The following is an 18,355-nucleotide window of genomic DNA, read 5'->3' on the forward strand; positions in this document are numbered from 1 at the left end:
AATATTTTCTACTATAGCTCAAAGGCTCCAGATATAATGGTAGACTCTGGAACCTTAAAATAAATGAATTAAAGCCCCCTAAAAGCCTTTTTGGCATAAGTTTCTTTTCGGCTTCACCTTCCCTGCAAGACATTTTAGCTACAATGCCTTACTCCTTGAAGATACAAGTTTCTTTACTATTTTCACGTACTTTATCTACCCATGAAGACAATTTTTCACTTGGGCTATCAACCTCCTTCATAAGCTGCTTGCTATTCCATATGCCACATCTCATAAAACTTCCCTTTTCTACTGCTTCTTTAAGTTTTACTCCAGCAAAAAGACAATTTTTTCCAATTTCTTCCCCTCTTTGTTGTAGCTCAGCCCACATTTCCTTGTTTTCTACTCTGACTTGTACTTGATCATATTTTTTTACATCATGGTACAATATAATATTTAGTTTACCAGCGCTTGTAGGAATTTCTAACACAACAGAGCTACCATCTGATACATCAACGTAATTTCTTACACCTCCTTCCTCCCTTCTGATCTCAACTGCATTATTACCCATTTTTAAAATATTACTCCCTAACTCTCTCAGTATTTTGGCTACCTCTACCTTGCTATCTTCAGAGAATTCCATAAAAAGCATTTTATTATCTATCTCGATATCTATTAATTCTCCTTCCTGAACAGCACTTTCGCCAGCTTTCTCTAGTTCGTCTAGTTGCTTATCTATCTGTGGCTGAACTTCTGGTTGTAGCTCATTATAGATTTCACCTATCAATTTATTCTCCAATAAAGTATCATGAAACTCTGCACCGCTTAGCATTAATTTACGCATTATCTTTTTTCGATCACTTTTTTCTAATTTATGAAAATGTGTACCCAATACTACATATTCAGCAAAGCTCCACTCTCCATCATTACATGCATTTAGCCTTCCTCCAGAAGCTAGTACTTTGTCTATAACTTTGTGCAATTCATTTACATTCTTTGCCTCTACCACTTCACTTTTAAACCAGCTCAAAGTTTCACTTTCACCTGCACTTGGCTTTATTTTTTGCAAAGCTGAAGCAAATGGATTCAACCCTTCTGGATAATCTGCTTGATTACTCAAAGGTTTTGTGCCATATATGTAGTCAAGCCCTTTTCCGTAGTTGATTTGAACGTCTCTATTAGGGAAGGGCACTTCTCCAAACTTTTTAGCCTTATTAATTTTGCTTACAAAGGTGGATTGCTCCTTAGTACGGCCAATTCCTATAATCGCATTTAACATCTCACCTTTTGATAATCTATCAAGATCAATGTTTAACTCGTAAGTACTTCCTTCTTGATCATCAAAAGGTACAATTATTTTATTACTCATATTAGCCTCCGCTATTAAATATACTTTACTAAGTCTACAACCGACTTTATTACTTTATTATTAATTCAATATATACTTTCTCATTAATTATAAGCAATAATTAATGTATTTGCAAATACTTTCTTCATTCAAGTAGTTAAACAGCTCATGAAAATCTTCAAACATCTGCTTTATAACAGTCCTTGCTCTTTAAAGCTAAAATACCCAACACTTGTGATGATAATGTGATCCAGCAACCTAATCCCTATAGTCTGACAAGCTTTAGCCAAGTCTTTAGTTACAGCTTCATCCTCATCAGATGGCTTTAACCTTCCTTCTGGGTGGTTATGCGATATTATTATTGACGTCGCTTTTCTTATTAATGCCTTTCTTGTTACTTCTCTTATGTAAAAAGGTACCTTATCCACTGTACCAGTGAACACTTCTTCCCCCTTTAAACGGCACTTTTGATCAAAATATATTATTTTCATCTTTTCCTCCTCTGAATAACCAATACTCACCCTCAAATATTTTACTATGGTTTCCAAGTTATCCATTACAGGTCCTTTCTTTAACTCTTCTCTTGGTACTCTCTTTGCAGCTTCCTTTAGGCATAAAATTACTGCTACTGTAGAGTCAGTTATCCCTTCTATAGTTTTCAAGTCATCTATTTCCTGGCCTAAAACTCCTCCTATTCCAAAACTATCTATTAGCTTTCTAGCAATAATTCGAGCTTCTTCCCTGTCATGCACTGCACTTAGAAACGTTTCTATTACTTCACGATCAAGTAGTGCTTTACCGTTGCTTTCTAATGCTCTGAATTCTATTTCTTCTCTACGATCTTTCTTATTATTCATAAAAATTACCCTTCACTAACAACAAACTTTTTTTAGATATTTACTGCTGTTTTTTATCAGCATTGGCATAAAGCCATAGCTTTCGGGTGAAGTCAAATCAATTTTTAAATCTTTTTTACTTATTTTTTCATGAATAAGTAAAGATATTAATATATGGCTATTTCTTTATTTTAAACTTGTTGAATTTCGTTCAAGGAGAGGCCTACTGTTTTTAAGATAATATTGATAGAAATTCCTTCCTTAACTAAATTCCTTGCAATTTTCATCCTTTCTACTCTCTTCACTTTCTCTTTGCAAACTTGCATGCTTTCAAACAGAGATTTTATTAGTACATTACGTAGCTCTTGGCTTTTAATCTTTTTATATTCTTCTATTAACCTTGATAGCTCTGCTTCACTATTCTCATTTTCTCTTGTTTCTGGAAGTAGGTCTGTAATATTAATTAATAGCATCTTTGCTATTTCATCTAACATTTCAAGTGAAACAGCAGCTCGTCCTTGTTCATATTCATATATTCTTTGATTTATTACGCCCACTTTGCTTGCTAAATCTTCTTGAGTGTATCCTCGTATCAATCTCCATTCTTTTATTCTTTGACCTACTTTATACGGAATAGAAATTTTTTTCTCATCATTATCATATTCATCAATAGATAAACTGGTCGTTTGAGAGATAACATGAGCAGAAACTCCTTCCTTAACTAAACCCTTTGCCACCTCTATTTTTACTGCCTTTCCACTTTCTTCCTCACTAATACGGATGAATTTAGTTAATAAATAAAACGTTTCACGTAATTCTTGATCCTTAATCTCTCTATGTCTTCTTACTAGATTTAATACCTCTTCTCCCTCATACCTTCCCTCATTTGATACTTCTTGTACGCAAGCTAGATCTCTAGCAGTTGTTGATAATGCTTCTGCTAATTCATATAACTTCTTAATTGAAATTCTGCGTGTTCCTTTTTCGTATTGAAGTATTACCTGATATGTTGTTCCGATTTTTTTTGCTAAATCTTTTTGAGTATATCCCTTTGCTAATCTACGATTTCTTACTTCCTGTCCTATTACTTTGTAATCTAAAAAATTAGAGCATTTATTCTCTTTTTTCACATTTTATACTCCATAACCAGAAGAGCTGTTACGTATACTTAATTGGGAGCCTTTTTGACAAACTGAACTCATCTCCTTTCAAACAATTTTTCTATATCAATTAGTTTCATTTCTATATAAGTTGGTCTTTCATGACCAGGATATGGAGTTTTCTCAATTTGTCTTAGTATCTCATTCATCTCTTCCAATTTCATTTTTCTTCCTGCTCCATGGCAAGCGATTGTGGCTGATATTTTATTCACCTTATCCTCTATTGGCAACGTATCTTCCATTTCCATTAACTTATCTACTATATCAACTAGCATCTCTTTTATATCTATTGTTCCCAAGATTGCAGGTATTTCTTTTATCGTTACTTTATCTTCTGATTGTATTTCAATATCAAAACCCATTTCAAAAAGCTCATCTTTATAAGTTTTAACCATCCCCATTCCAGCTTGGTTTTTAATTTCAACTGTTTCAGGAAGAAGTTTTTGTCTTTTTATGCTTGATTTTTGCTTTAAGCACTCGTATATCAACCTCTCATAGGCTGCATGTTGATCTACTATAATCAGCCTATCTCCAGCCTCAGCAATAATGTAAGTATTGTGGACCTGACAACGTGCATATCCTAGGGGATGATCCTCTACCAAATCAATTTGCTTCCTTTCTAAAACCATCGTTCCCTTTTGGGCTGGGGATTCTCCATACTTAAAAGTTTCTGGTAAGCTTTGCCTTCTTTCATCTGGTGCATTGAATTCTTTCATTAGACGATTTTCTAAAAGACTTGGTCTCTTTTCATAAAACTCTTTTTGATCTTTTTTCTCTTGACTATCAACCTGCTCTTGGCTTTTACTATCATTAAAAATTAGCTCCTCTTCAATACCTTGATCACCCGCTGCAAATCTCGTTGATAGTGTTTTTATTATCCCTCTTCTCACTATTTCATATATTAGCCTTTTATTCTGAAATCTTACTTCCGATTTATTTGGATGCACATTTACATCTACTTGGTCATATGGTACTTCTAAATGCAACACTGCAAAAGGATACCTATTGTTTGGAATAAAATCGTGATACGCATATCTAATTGCACCAACAAGTAGATTGTCTTTTATTGGCCTTCCATTAACAAACGTATAAATCTGAGTTGAGTTGCCACGATTGACATTAGGTTTACAGATGTGTCCCTTAAGTTTGATGCCTTCTTCTTCCTCTTTAACTTCCAGTGAATTGCTTTGAAATTCTTCTTCCACTTCACATAATCTGTTAAATAATGAAGTTTGCTTAACATATTTTAAGAGCTTTTTATTACCGGAAGTGAGAGTAAACCCAATACTATAATTAATCATCGCTAAGTTATTCACAATATCAACAATACTTTGTGTTTCTGCCCTTTCGGTTTTTAGAAATTTTAGTCTATTTGGAGTCGCAAAAAATAAGTCACGAACTTCAATATATGTACCTTCCAATAGAGAACAAGGGATAACTTCTCCTACTTTTTCTCCTCCTTCATACCTTATAGACCATGCTTCCTTTGCTCCACTTGCCTTAGACGATAAGTTCATTCTACTTACTGCTGCAATTGAAGGCAAAGCTTCTCCTCTAAACCCAAGGTGCTTGATTTCTATTAACTCACTATCGCTTAATTTTGAAGTAGCGTGGCGCATAAACGCAAGTTCCAAATCTTCCTTTTCTATTCCATTTCCATTATCTGTCACAGTTATAAGATTGCGCCCACCACTTTCTATTTTGATCTCTATTTTTGAACTTCCAGCATCTATTGCATTTTCTACTAATTCCTTTACTACACTCGCTGGCCTCTCTATTACTTCTCCTGCTGCTATACGGTTTATGGTTTTTGTATCTAAAAGAATTATTGCCATAGAAGCTTTGATTGAAAGTAAAATATACCCTTCATGACTTACTTTGTCTAAAATTTATATCTCTTTTTTGGTGTCTCTGATTTCTGTATTTTAGTTTTCTTCCTATAGCTTGCTTTCTAATTATACATATTACCCATTGTAAGCTTATACTATGTTGTAAAGCAGTTTCATCTAATTTTTGCCATGTTTTCAACCCGAATTCTGGATTAGATTTTGGCAAATTATTGAAAATCTTGTCTTTTTTAATTAAGTCTGATCAAATTTAAAAGTGGCCGTTTATTGCGTGTTTCATGCTGCTAAACTATTAAAATTCTTAAATTTTACTGAATTATAGCCCTTCTAATAATAGTGGCAACAGAATAAAATAGAGATTTAGGGTAATAAGAAGGTAAAAGTGCCAGCAGCGTACAGTTATGACTTAAGGAAAAAAGCCATTCAGGCGTTAGATGAAGGAGAGAGTAAAACAGCAGTAGCAAAGAGATTCAAAATCGGTAGAGTAACATTGTACAAATGGGAGAAAAGGCGGAAAGAAACAGGAATCGAAGAAACTGAGAAGTAGAGGCTATAATCATAAAATCACCGATTGGAATGCGTTTGCAGAATTTATAAAAAAACACGGCGGTAAAACACAATCAGAGGTGCTAAGGCAATATATAGTCATCAAACGATTCATACAGCTCTAAAAAAAGTGGATTTAAACGCAAAAAAAGACTTATTGATATAAAGAAAGAAATGAAGAAAAACGTGCTGAATTTTTGAAAGTCATATCGGCAGAGTCCCCTAAAAATTTGATATATTGATGAATCTGGTATAGAGAATACAGAATATACGGATATTGCAGAAAGGGAGAAAGGTTTCATACACTAAAATCAGGTAAGAAAACTCAGCATGATTGCAGCTTTAAGTAAGGGAAAAATCTTTGCACCTATGACCTTTGAAGGGTATTGTGATACAGAGGTTTTTAATGGCTGATTCGAGCAATTTTTGGTACCAATATTACAGTCTGAGCAAACAGTGATTTTGGATAATGCAACTTTTCATAAATCCAAGAAAACAAGTGAATTTGCCAAAGGTATTGGTGCAGAGATTCTGTATCTTCCTCCTTATTCTCCAGATTTTAATGAAACTGAGCATCATTGGTTTGCTATAAACCCGAGCCAGAAACTCTGTTCAAATCTTTTCGTCAAGCTGTCGATTCTGCTTTTTTATGAGATGTTCTCACTATTGGGTAAAAAGCTATAACTCCTCATTTAGCTGTGGATTAAAAATTGTGGAACTTCTCTTACTTGCTTCTCTATTTCCTCCTAATTTAGAATTTGAACTTTCCGTAATAAAAATGTAGAGAACGATAGAGAGAATAATCCCCGATTAATCTTGCAATATTCGTTAAAATTCAATAGCAAGTAGTTGCCTATCGATACGCATTCATGCCTTCACCTAAATAACCTTTTTTTCCTTTTTCAAACACTGCTTCAATTGTAGTATTAGTTAAAGCTGTCTTTACCTTTATGAGCTCCGACTTCTTTCCACTATCAAGCTTTCCTCCATTAATTCGGGTATCTAGTACGGCTATAAAATCCTCCTTTACGCTTTTTATTATACTTGCATCTTCTACGGTAAGGCTTTCTCTAAAATTTATCTTACCTAATTCTTTTAGATTCCTTGATTGAAACTTATCTATATCTCCACCTATTCCATGCCACTCGTTTGCATACTTTGGAACATTTTGTGTATGACCTAGAAAATTTACGAATTCATTATAAAGCTGTTCAGATTGTTTTACCATCTCGTGATTAATCTCACCAAGTCTGACTACATGCGCTGCATGAATTTCTCTTCCTTTGTTGCTACTCTGATCTTGAGATTTACTTGATCCACTTTTGACTACTTGATTCCTTAGTATATTTGTTTGTTCAGAAGCTCTTTGTATTATTCCACCAATACGAAAAAAGCGTGTAAAACGGTCTTCTAGGTGATCAGATACGTTACGTTCCCTATATTGATATTCTTCGTAACCAAGAAACTCTTCATTATCAAAGGATGACGATTCAAAATCATGTATTACCTTCGAACGCTTTCTTGCAGATGCACCACCAAACGCACCAAGAGATATAGGAAGCCGGTGCCAGCCTTGCTGAATGTGATACCGTATTCCTTTATCATGTTTAATACAATCAGCTACCTTATCTCTGAATCCTTCTGGTGATATTATATTTCTTAATCCAGGTATAGTTTCTGATAAAGCTTCATATAAGCAATTATTTTTTGATTCACTACTGTTTTCTGATGTGCTGCTTCCGCAAAATTCAAAATGATTATCTTTGAGCTCAAGAGGAATAATTATCCTTCCTGTTCCTTCTGATATAGATGAAAATTCTTGTCTTATACCACCATTTCCTTGAACAATAACGATTAGCCCTGGAATTACAACTCCTTGCTCTTTTAGTATCTTATATACTACTTGAGTACACGCGTTAACACATGTCATATCCATTGGAATGTTTTCTCGGACTATATCTGCAAGTAAGTCAGGATTTCTAGTTTTAATCATCAGCTTTCGCAAATCTTCATGATATTTTTCTGTAATGTGGTCTTCTGCTTTAGAAGTATTGTCACATTGTTGTTCACTCTGTAGCTTTTCCTTATACTCCTGTTTCAATCCTTCAAAGCGCTCAAAATACCCACTTTCTTTGTAAGACTGATATGCTTCTTGCACTTTTTTTCCAATACATCTAACCAGATGATTAGCGCCTTCTTTAAGGACAGGGCTCACAATATGCCGTGCTATAATTTGCCCAGCCTTTTCGCGAAGCAATGATTTCCACTGATCAATTACTCCTTTTTTAAAACTCTCATAATCTTTCTCCACTTCTTGTTTTTGATTGCGTTCTAAGTCTTTTTCCAGCTTATTTAGTCTACCTTTTATTTCCTGATCTAAGTTACCTAAAAGATTATTAGTAATCACTATTATATTGGCAATCTGAACAGAACGTTCTGACCAAACCATTATCTTACTAATAGCATGAATAGGTAATACCAGCTTATTACTTGTTTTGCTTCTTTTTTTAACAGCTTCTGCAATTCCTTGAGTTACACTACTAGCTATCTTGTTGGCAATAGGTAAAAACTCTTCCACATAACTTTGCCTAGTAAAGACACTCTTAGTTAAGTCACCTATAACTTTTTCTGCTCTTTCTCTTCCTAATACTTTATAGGCTTTTTCTAAACTTATAGAGATATTATGTTCTTCTACTTCGCGTTCAATATCTGACAAAATATCAGAGGCTATGCCTTCACATAGTGCTTGAAGGTAATTTTCAACGAGTGTATCAACTCCTGCATTAGCTAAGCCAAGCGCTAACCCTTCTATAGTTTTTAATGTAATACGCTTTGCAACTTCTTTTCCTACTACTTTCCAACCTGCAGTTTGAATCAGCTGAGTTCCGGACATTTCTGCTACTTTCTTACCAAATTCAAAATTAGGTCCAGCTAGTTTATGACCAAAACGTGATACCTTAGCACCTCTTGAAAGATAAGCTCCTATACCAACAGTAACAGCTGTCATCATTAAACTTTCAAGCTTATGTTGTCTATAATCTTCCCAACTAAAATGGCCTGATTTTAAAGCACCTGCTGCAAAGAAGAGATCATTTACACCCTCGCTAACAAATGCAGCACCAACATGGGTCATAATACCCACTGAATATAACTCTATAGCAGTACCTACAGCTATTTGGCTTACTCCCATAGCAGTTACTGCTACAGTGTTGATAAGCATTTCTTGTGTCCATTTCTTCTCTTCTAATTGTAAAAGTTGATCTAATCCATTGAGAAAAAAGACATGCACTTCCTCTATATTTGCAAATTCACCTTGACCACAAAACTCAGTTAGAGATTTTAGTTTACTATCAGGAACCTTTAAAGCTTTCAATGAACTTCTTGATCTTTTCAAGGTGCTAACAATATTTTTAATTGTATCTTTTTTCGCTAGTTGTAATTGATTGTCTAAAACTTTTTCCACTATTTTATCAATACTTTGCAACTTGGTCAGTACGTTTTCATGGCTTCCTTCGGGAAAAAAGTTTAAAGGTTTTTGTCTTTTGTCAGGGCTATTAATATAATAAAGATCTTGTACTAAAGATTTGCCAGCATTTTTAATGTTTTCCTTGCTAATACCCTCATCTTGTATAGACTGCATTGGATCGTACTGGGTAATCCATCCTTTCTCAACCAAGAAGCCAAAAAGCTTTTCTATACACTCTTCTTGAATGAGTGTACTTTTAGAAAGTATACATTTAAAATTATCTTTAGTCATTTTTTGACTATATATACTCTTCAACTTTTCCTCTAAGTCTTCATCTTTAGTTGCTACCATAGTAGGTCTGATAATTTTCTGTTCTAATAATTCCAAGACTAAACTTTGATGTGGTTTTGTTATTAATTGCAGACGAACAGGAAAGTTTTTTTCTTCTAGCTGCACTGCAATTTTTTGAAGGGCTATTCTATAGGTAAAACATGTAGATAATAGTCCTTTTAGGACATTCTCATAAACTGGACAGAAAGAAAGCTGAACTTGTTTGATTTCATCAAATTTGATCTTTAGTCCATAAGCACTATTTTCTGAGCCATCCTTTTTTTCAATGACCTTTTGTTTAGCTAGTTCTGCTAAAATTTTTTCAGCTTCACTTTTAGTGATATTTACTTTAGTAAAGTCTTCCAGAGTAATGGAATCGTAACAAGGAAAAGTCATAGATTCAATTTTACTTTGGTCTATATGCGCTTTTCTGTTAAATGAAAGTACTCCTCTCTCTTTCAATATTTTATATTTGTCTTTGCCTACAATCTTTATAAAATCATCTTTTTTAAAAATATTACCTTTATTTTTCTGTTGTGTAACCCATTCTACATTTAAAAGAATCTGTTCATTATTGAGCTCTAGAGTTTGCTTTTCTAACTCTTTTTGGTTTATTTTTCCAGTCAGATGATCCAATAATGAAGGATCTGTTTCTTTCAATTTTTCATTATTAACTACAACACACTTAACTTCTTCATTTAAGATTTTTTGTTTAATCAATGACTTCCAAAATGCTTCTCTGCTAGGCAATTGTACTTCTTTTTTTAATTCTTTTTGAAATTCTTTCTCATTAATTTCCTTCCCTTCATATTTGGAAAGAAAAATTTTTAATGTTTCAACTGATACTCCATAGCCAGCACTGATCACTTTTAGCTCTTCTTCAGAAATGCTCTTTTTTACTCTCGGCTTTTTTAGCATGCCCTTTTCAAGAAGATCCTTATATAGACTTTCAGCCAGCTCTTCCTTAATATCATTATTAGCAAAAGATTGTGGAGTAATAGTGTGTCCAAAAATATCATCTATAGACCGTGAAAACATATAACAAAGGTTAGCCAAGCTCTTTTGCTGTTCTTCATAAGCGTCGATTTGAATGATACTTTCGTTATTATTCTTCTTAATCTTACCAATAATACCTGCTGCATTGATAGCAAATTTACTATGCTCATCTAAAAGCCTTGCAGCTTCTCGCAATTCTTGCTTAAATTCTTTCAAAACTTTCTCATCTTCTTCTTTTAAAGGCTTTTGTTCTAAATCAACCTTCTTTACTAATGCAAATGCCTTGTAATAACGTGCTGCTTCAGAAAAATATGGCTCTTTTTTAATCACCTCATCAAACAGCTCAAGGGCATTTTTATGAGCATTTTTATGTTCCTCATTTTGAGAGAGATACTTTCCAAGTTTAATCATTTGAATTGGATTTTCTTTAACCCAGGCTAACCAGTTTGTGCTATCATATTCAATAATTAGAGTTGGAGGTCCTTCATACGAAGGTAACCACTTTTCGCTATACCCAGTGTCTAAATTCTTTAATCGTGAGATAAATTTGTCCAGTAGGTTGTAAAGATTTCTTTTATCCTGTTCACCTGTCAAATTTCTTACATATTTAGTGTGTTCATCTAACCAGAAAGCCCATTTGTCCAAGCAACTCTGCAATAAAATTTCTTTAACTTCAGTAGGTACTTTTTTATCATCAAGGTCTTTCTTCAATTGTTCGTACTGCTCTTTGAATGCTTTAAAACAGCTTTCTTCCATAGTAATCTGAGTATCATAGTAAGCTTTAATGTCAGATATACGATGTAATTCTTCCACATCACGCTCTTTCTTTAAATCAAGTATTTTTGAGTTACTATATTCTTGTCCTTTTGAATCCATGATGATTAACTGACCAGAACCCTGGTCTCCACTTCTTGCTGCTCGCCCAAATGCTTGCTGTTCAACTCGAATATTGCTAGGTAGGTAAGTTAAACAAACATGTAATCCTTCTGCTTTCCTCAATTCTTCTGTAATTTTTATGTCAGTTCCACGGCCAGCTAAGTTCGTTGCAATAATAATCTGTCCTTGCCCCAGCTCTTTGTTACCTTGAACAATTTCAAACCCTTTATCAAACTCTTCGTAATCTCTTGTATATGTATGAACATGTTTTGCATCCTTTCCTCCAAAAGCTTTGTATAAAGTCTCTACATCATTTACTGTTTCACAGATGATTAAAACAGATCGTTTTTTTTCCTCAGTTAGCCTTTTTGTTTCATTACATATGCGCTTTATCCATTCATCTTTGCCAGTACAAAGAATAGGTTTTTCCTCACGAAATTGCTTAGACTTGGCTGTAGGGATAGTTACAAAGTCTACCTCATGTATCTCCTGCAATAAATCTCTTTCTCTCTGTGACCCTAAGGTGCCTGTTAATCCATATAAGTTACTGTACAATTTAAAGAAAGAAACATTAGAGATAAAAACAGCTTTTAAGCTTTGTAAAGATAATTTACATCCATGTTTGAGTTGTAAAAATTGGTGTAATGCTTCATCCCATTGAGAATTAGCTTGATCTGTTCCTGTATCTCTATCAAGAATTGTAATATTAGGATTGCGATCTGGACTACTTCCGGTTTTATCTACATCCACTACATAATCCTCTCCTGCTTTCATGAAGAACGCGGTTATAGCATTATTAATCCAAGATTCTAAGTGCTGTTCAATAAACGGTCTGAGATTATTGGGAACATGTATAAATTTTTCTCTTTCAATGCACTCTTTTAAAAGGTAAAGAAAACGATCTTTGTAACAATTAAATTCAGGTGAAAGTACTTTATTAAGTTCATTGTCATTAATGTTTCCTTTTAACAATTTGCCCTGATCATCTAATATCTCAGTTTTGATTAAACGTTCCCACATAATATTTTTTTGCTGCTCGCTTAATTCAGACCCAAGCTTTCCAATATCTTCTTTTTTCACCAATCCATATAAGTCACTTATCACTGCTTCTTTAATTGCTTTAGCATCAAAAGCATAGCAAAGTTCTTTATTATCTCTAGCTGGTCTATTAATCCACTGCCAAATGTAAATGTAAACAGATTCCAGCTTATCTAGTCCTGCCAGATCATGAGATAAGTACAACATATTGTTACCTTTATCGAGCAACATACTATCTACTTCATCAACAATTACATTGTTAAAATTACGATCTCCTAAAATATTTTTCCCATAAAATTTATCTAATAAATAATCGCGCTGGAAATTAGATAAATCACCATATACCACTTGATTATATGCTTCCTTTCTTTTTTCAATATCTTCACTACAGTTATGTGATACATTAATACCAAACAAATTATAGATATCTCTATTATCCTCAGCATCACGTTTTGCCAATACAGAAGAACTAGTTATAACACCTACTTTCTCTCCACAAAGTGCTTTCATAATTGATGCTGCTACTACAATTAGTGATTTTCCCTCTCCAGTAGACACTTGTGCTAGGGTGCTGCGATCATTTGTCAATAACGCCAATACAGTTAATTTTTGAGTATCACGAAGCTTAAATACTCTTTTTAGTTCTAATTCTTTTTTTAACTCTATTGCTCTATATATTACAGCAAGCATTTCCTCTTTTACATCTTGCTTTCCTTTATCCATATTGCTCTGAAATTCTTTTACCCAATTTTTAATATCATCTTCCGTAAAACTACCTATAGGTTTTCCAGAAGTTACATACTTATCAATACTTTCAATATGATTCTTAATTTTTGGCAATTTGTTTAAAATTTCTTTCGAAGTATTAGCATTACCTTTAATTAGTTCAACTAACTGCGATATCTTCCGTTCTTCTTTATTAGCAGTAAACCTCTGCTGCATTTTCTGTGCCCACTTATCAATTATACAACTGTTAAGGGTATTTAACTCTTCTGTACTTAAGTTCCATTTTTCATTATGAAAATTAGATAAAATGTTAGTAAGCTTATCAGATGACAATTCTTGTTTTTTCTTTTCTAGAGCCTCTATAAATTTCTCCGCTAAAGGAGCGCCAAAAATATTCTCTATAGATAAAAGATAGTAAGAAGCTGTTGGTAAGTCATCCTTTTGCCAATCTACTAATTTTGATAGCTTGCATGTCCAGTATTTTTCTTTCAGTGCATAAGGCCACTCAGATAACTCTAGTCCTTCTAAACTAACTGTTTCATTTGGAATATTACTTAATAAATGCAGAATATCTTCAATGCATTGAGTAGAAATAGGATTGCTTGATTTATGTTGATCCAACTTTACTTTAAATAACAGTAAAACGTCCTTACTTTCTATTTTCGATAAGTACTTTCTCCATTCAGGTTTCTCTATTAATGTTTTTTTGAAATAATCTTCGAGTTGTAATAACATCAATTCATCTATCCAACTCTTTTGAGGATAAGCTGCAACTATCCAACAAAAGATATTCAATTCTTTTTTATCTTCAATAACAGAAGTTAGAATTGAGTTCACTAAACAATATAATTCTTGAGAGGATACATGTCTTCCTTCGCTAGAAAAGCTTTTCAACATGTTATGCAAAATTCCTTGCTGCCCAATATATTGAGATGTAATTTTGTTCAATCGCTCTTTTAACTGTTGTTTTTCCCCTTCAGGAAAGTATTCTATAATTTTTTCTATATCTTCCTCTTCATTAAAATATTGTTCATCTTCTGAAGGACTGTTATTAGATAAAAAAGCTTTATTCTTTAAATAATTATCAAATTCTTGTTTTTGTTTAAATGGTTCAATTTCTATAAGAATCCTTGCGTAAAAATTATCTTTTTTCTTACGCTCTTGCTCTAACTTTAAGTAGTTTCCATCTATATTTAATTGTATAAATTCATTATCTCTACATAATATGTGAATAATTTGCTTAGATGAAGGATTGTGATCACCTTGCAGAAACAATTTATTATCTTGATTTTCAGCGTATAATCTAATATTAACATCGAAAATGTAGGCTAATAATTCCCTATAGCTTTCTGATAATAAGCCTTTTTCTTGAATATAATCATCGTATTTCTGAAGAACAGCTTGATCTTTGCAACACTCTTTCCAATCATATTCTTGTCTAAGTTGATTATTAAAACGATTATAAAGAGCCTTCAAAAAATCGTCTTTTTGTATTTTTTCTTCTAGCTTACTTCTTAGAGATTTATCTTTAATACTTTCAATCCATAAACCAAATACTTCTGCATGTCTTGGCTGGGATAGCTCTCTTTTAAACGCCTCAAAGAATATATTCAAACTATGTTCTTGATCTTTTAGAAATTTTTTATGTTTGTTATAATATTTTTTAACATCTGTATGTTCCTCTTCTAATTTTCCTACTTCTAAAACAAACGCTCTAATTGAGTATTTTAAAGCTTTATTCTCTGTATTCTGTAATTCTTCTTTACCGAATCTAGAAATTTTCTCATGTTGTTCTGTACTATTTTTATAAAGATATTGATTCAGAGTTCCTAAAATATGGTGAGAAATATTGTTATCATTTCCTTTTGCTTCAATGAGATATCTTGCTGCATTTTCAGGTGTTAATTCTACATTATTTGTAACCTCCTGATAAGGTGGTAATTGCTTTACAATTTCTTGCAATGTAGCAAGTCTATACTTATCAATCAAAAGCTTCTCTATGTCTTGTAGCTCTGTATTATTTTGTAAGCTACTCGTTTCAGGAGGGCTACCTTTTAAGGTTTCAAAAACTAAAAATAACTGACTAAGCTGAGATAAATTAAGTTCTGCCTTTTTTAACTGAAACCAATTGTCTAGCAGCAATGGTTCTTTTTTTAGCTTATCAATAAAACTTTCAACATCAATAGTCTCTCTGTAAGTGGTACTAGATGTTGTAATAAAGATATCATTATGATGCTTACTTTTGTTCTGGTAAGGAGAATGACGCTTAATTCCTAATTCTGTAGTTTGCTTTTCCTGCTGCTCTTGATTTTCAACAATTGCTTGCAAAGCATGTTGTTTAGTACTCTCTAAATCGGATTGTAAATTCTGCAACGTACTTCTTTCTATAGAGCTCAAATGATGAGAATAGTTAGCTAAAATGCTACTTTGTGAAATGTTTTTTTTCCTTACAGCTTGTGCGTGATGTTGTCGGTCATTGTTTTGTCTGGTATTTTTTCTTTCTTCACACCTTTTTTGCTTTTTATTTTCAATACTGGTAGCCTTGATGCCAGCATATTTGTCCTTATATGGACACCATACTCGATCACTTGGATCATTATCTTTATCATAATATTCTAGTGTACACTTACTGCTTTGATCTGTACCGAAAAATCTAGGCCATTTTTCTGTGAAGAATTGTGAAACCCAATAATCCATATAACCCATATCCCAACCATTTTTCCCATGGATACCATGTAGACCTCCCTGTCCTTTTTCTCCTTCTTTTCCTTGGTTGGTATTTTTCATAATACCACACTCCTGGCTGCTATTTTCTAGATTTCTTACTATTATCTCTCCAGCATATCCCCCTTGACCACCTAACCCATATTCTCCACCATGCCATCCAGGTTGTCCTAATGACCCTTTATAGAGAAAAAAAGCCTGACGACGTGTCAGCCCGCCTCCACGCTCAAAAGAAAAAGTGACCTCATTTCCTTGACTTGTAACTGTTTTTATAAAAATATTCTTCTCAAAACTCTTGAGTGATGGAGTCGTATCACCAGCTAATGCAATCTGACATGCTGTTTCATTATAAGAGCGTATATCTTCAATATCTTTAATAATTTTTTCAATTGTTGCATTATTAGCCCCTGTATACCACACAGTTTCTACTGTTGATGAATCATTTTTAATATTCTCAACAATCTTTTTTATTGTATATTCTCTCTGTATACTCCCTGAACTAAAATCAGCAACAGGAGGAAACTTTTTATCAAATTCTGCCTTCGTAATACCTACTCCATCCTTACCATCTCTTCCATTACCACCATTCTGGCCTTTACTACCCTTGCCACCATGTGAAATAATGGTAAAGTTTTCTTGGCCTTCTATCTTTTCCGTTAAAATTAAAACATTGCCACCACTTTCCCCAGGATAACCATCTGCCCCTTGTTTACCATGACCATCTTTTCCAGTACCTGCATTATCAGAATAGGTATGATTGTTATCTTTCCCAGATACATTCCAGGTTACTTTATCATGTACTTTTATTGTTTTGGTTAAAACAACTACATTCTTTCCGTACCAAACTTTATTTTTAAAATCTGCATCAATATGTATAACATCAGCGCCAACAAAGCGTACTTCCTCTATATTTGAATTCTCTGAAAGTGTATTTTCTAATTGCCATAAAATTTCACTGACAACAATGTTCTTACCTGTTACTTCAACAACTAATCGACCATCTATTCTTCTTTCTTGTACTTCTACTGGTTTTATATAAGCACCTATAACCTCCTTAAACTTGTCTATTAAAAAAAGATCTTCTTTCTCCTTTAAGCCTTCTGTCACTTTTTTCAAAACTATAAGATTTTCACCATAAGTATCTACTTCAAGCTTCATAATATTATTGATCAACTTATCAAACGATAAATCACCACGACAAAAGTCTTCTAATTCTAGTTCAACAATAATTGATTGAAGATTTTTAGAGGAACTTAAAAAGTCAACAAAAGTTTCTAGAAAAACTAATTCTTTTTCAGCAGAATCAATATAGGCAACTATTTGTTCCAAGCACTCTTTTTTAAACCGACTTATGAAAACTTTTTCATCTTCTTTCCTAACCAATTTATAGTGCTCCATTAAAAGGGTGTAATACTCAAGTTGGTTTAAAGGATTAGGAATCTGGCTAAAACCCTGTATGTCATCTAGTGAATTAAAAATTTCTTGAATAACAGTACGGCTTTTACTTTCAGTCAGTTCTTTTAGTAAATTTGTTGTTTCTTGTAGCCAAAGCCTTGCGCAATATTTTATATATTTTCTCTCAATATAAGCATTGTCAATAGTGCTAAGCGATCTATGAAGCCTTTCTTCTATATAATCTTTAACTTGTACTAAATTACTTCTATACTCTTTAACTTCTTTGCTAATAATATCTTTTATCTCCTGTTTCTTATCACTATGTTCCTTCGTTGCATTTACAGTTTTTTTGAGATTGTCACTAGTTCTCTTATATCGTATACTCAGTGCAGGTTGGCCAGCCAATTGATACACTTGACCTAAATAGTCAGACTGCTCTGCAGTAATGAAAGTATTTTTGTACTCAGGTACAGTAATTGCATCTTCTAGCATATTAATGACTTTTAACAGCTGAATATTTTGAATCCGCTGTCTATTCTCAGCAGAGCATTGTTGCAAAGGAACCTGATTTATACTACCTAAAACAATACATAATTTTGTGTACTTTTTGAATTTATTAAAAGTGCTATATTTTGTCAGCAGATCTTCTTGCTGCTCATGTATTTTCTTTACTTTTGTCAAAAACTTTTCAGCATCATTCTTTAATTCTTTTGTCCTGTCTGAATAGCCTTCTCCAGAAACTTCAGCAAGCTTCTCTAAACATTTTTCTAAACATTGTTTTACGCTTTCTAAGTTAACCTTATATTTATTAAACAGCTCATCATTATAGTAGCACGCAAGGTTATAATAGTGGTAAGCTAAACGCTCATAATACTGTGAATAAGACCAAGAATTAGTATTTTCTCTTATGTCTTTTCTTAGCTCCCTATAACGTTTATTTAATTCTTCCGCTGTACTTGCTAGCCAAGACTCACTCCCCGTCCAAACTCCCCAAGAATTTAAACATTCAATAGCTTGCTTAATATTCAAAAAAGAGCTTACATTTCTTCCACTGTCACTAATCTGTTGATTTTGAACATTAAACATAT

5 protein-coding genes and 1 pseudogene are annotated in these 18,355 nt (G+C 33.2%); 1 reads left to right on the plus strand and 5 read right to left on the minus strand.

Annotated features, from left to right (window positions below):
* Positions 1–148: 148 nt before the first annotated feature.
* The 4 genes from MJ631_RS05420 to mutL form a co-directional block, all read right to left on the minus strand.
* Positions 149–1,348, minus strand: a complete 1,200-nt coding sequence (locus MJ631_RS05420) for a hypothetical protein (RefSeq protein WP_262986251.1) — start codon at positions 1,346–1,348, stop codon at positions 149–151.
* Between the two features lie 170 nt (positions 1,349–1,518).
* The gene (locus MJ631_RS05425) at positions 1,519–2,184 is read right to left on the minus strand and encodes a JAB domain-containing protein (RefSeq protein ID WP_262986252.1); all 666 of its coding nucleotides are present in this window, start codon (positions 2,182–2,184) and stop codon (positions 1,519–1,521) included.
* A gap of 170 nt (positions 2,185–2,354) precedes the next feature.
* Positions 2,355–3,293, minus strand: coding sequence for a WO male-killing family protein Wmk (gene wmk, locus MJ631_RS05430; protein ID WP_262986253.1), 939 nt, complete (start codon positions 3,291–3,293; stop codon positions 2,355–2,357).
* Positions 3,294–3,361: 68 nt separating this feature from the next.
* Entirely contained in the window at positions 3,362–5,158 is a 1,797-nt protein-coding gene (mutL, locus tag MJ631_RS05435) for a DNA mismatch repair endonuclease MutL (protein ID WP_253303042.1), read from the minus strand.
* A 394-nt stretch (positions 5,159–5,552) separates the two neighbouring features.
* On the opposite strand from mutL, the pseudogene MJ631_RS05440 reads away from it, so the two are divergent.
* A pseudogene (locus MJ631_RS05440) lies at positions 5,553–6,369 on the plus strand (IS630 family transposase).
* A gap of 200 nt (positions 6,370–6,569) precedes the next feature.
* On the opposite strand, the gene MJ631_RS05445 reads toward MJ631_RS05440, so the two are convergent.
* Complete coding sequence (locus tag MJ631_RS05445) at positions 6,570–18,353, minus strand: hypothetical protein (protein WP_262986254.1); 11,784 nt, start codon at positions 18,351–18,353, stop codon at positions 6,570–6,572.
* Positions 18,354–18,355: the final 2 nt, after the last annotated feature.

The sequence above is a fragment of the Wolbachia endosymbiont of Oryzaephilus surinamensis genome, from assembly GCF_025617515.1.
Lineage (GTDB): Bacteria > Pseudomonadota > Alphaproteobacteria > Rickettsiales > Anaplasmataceae > Wolbachia.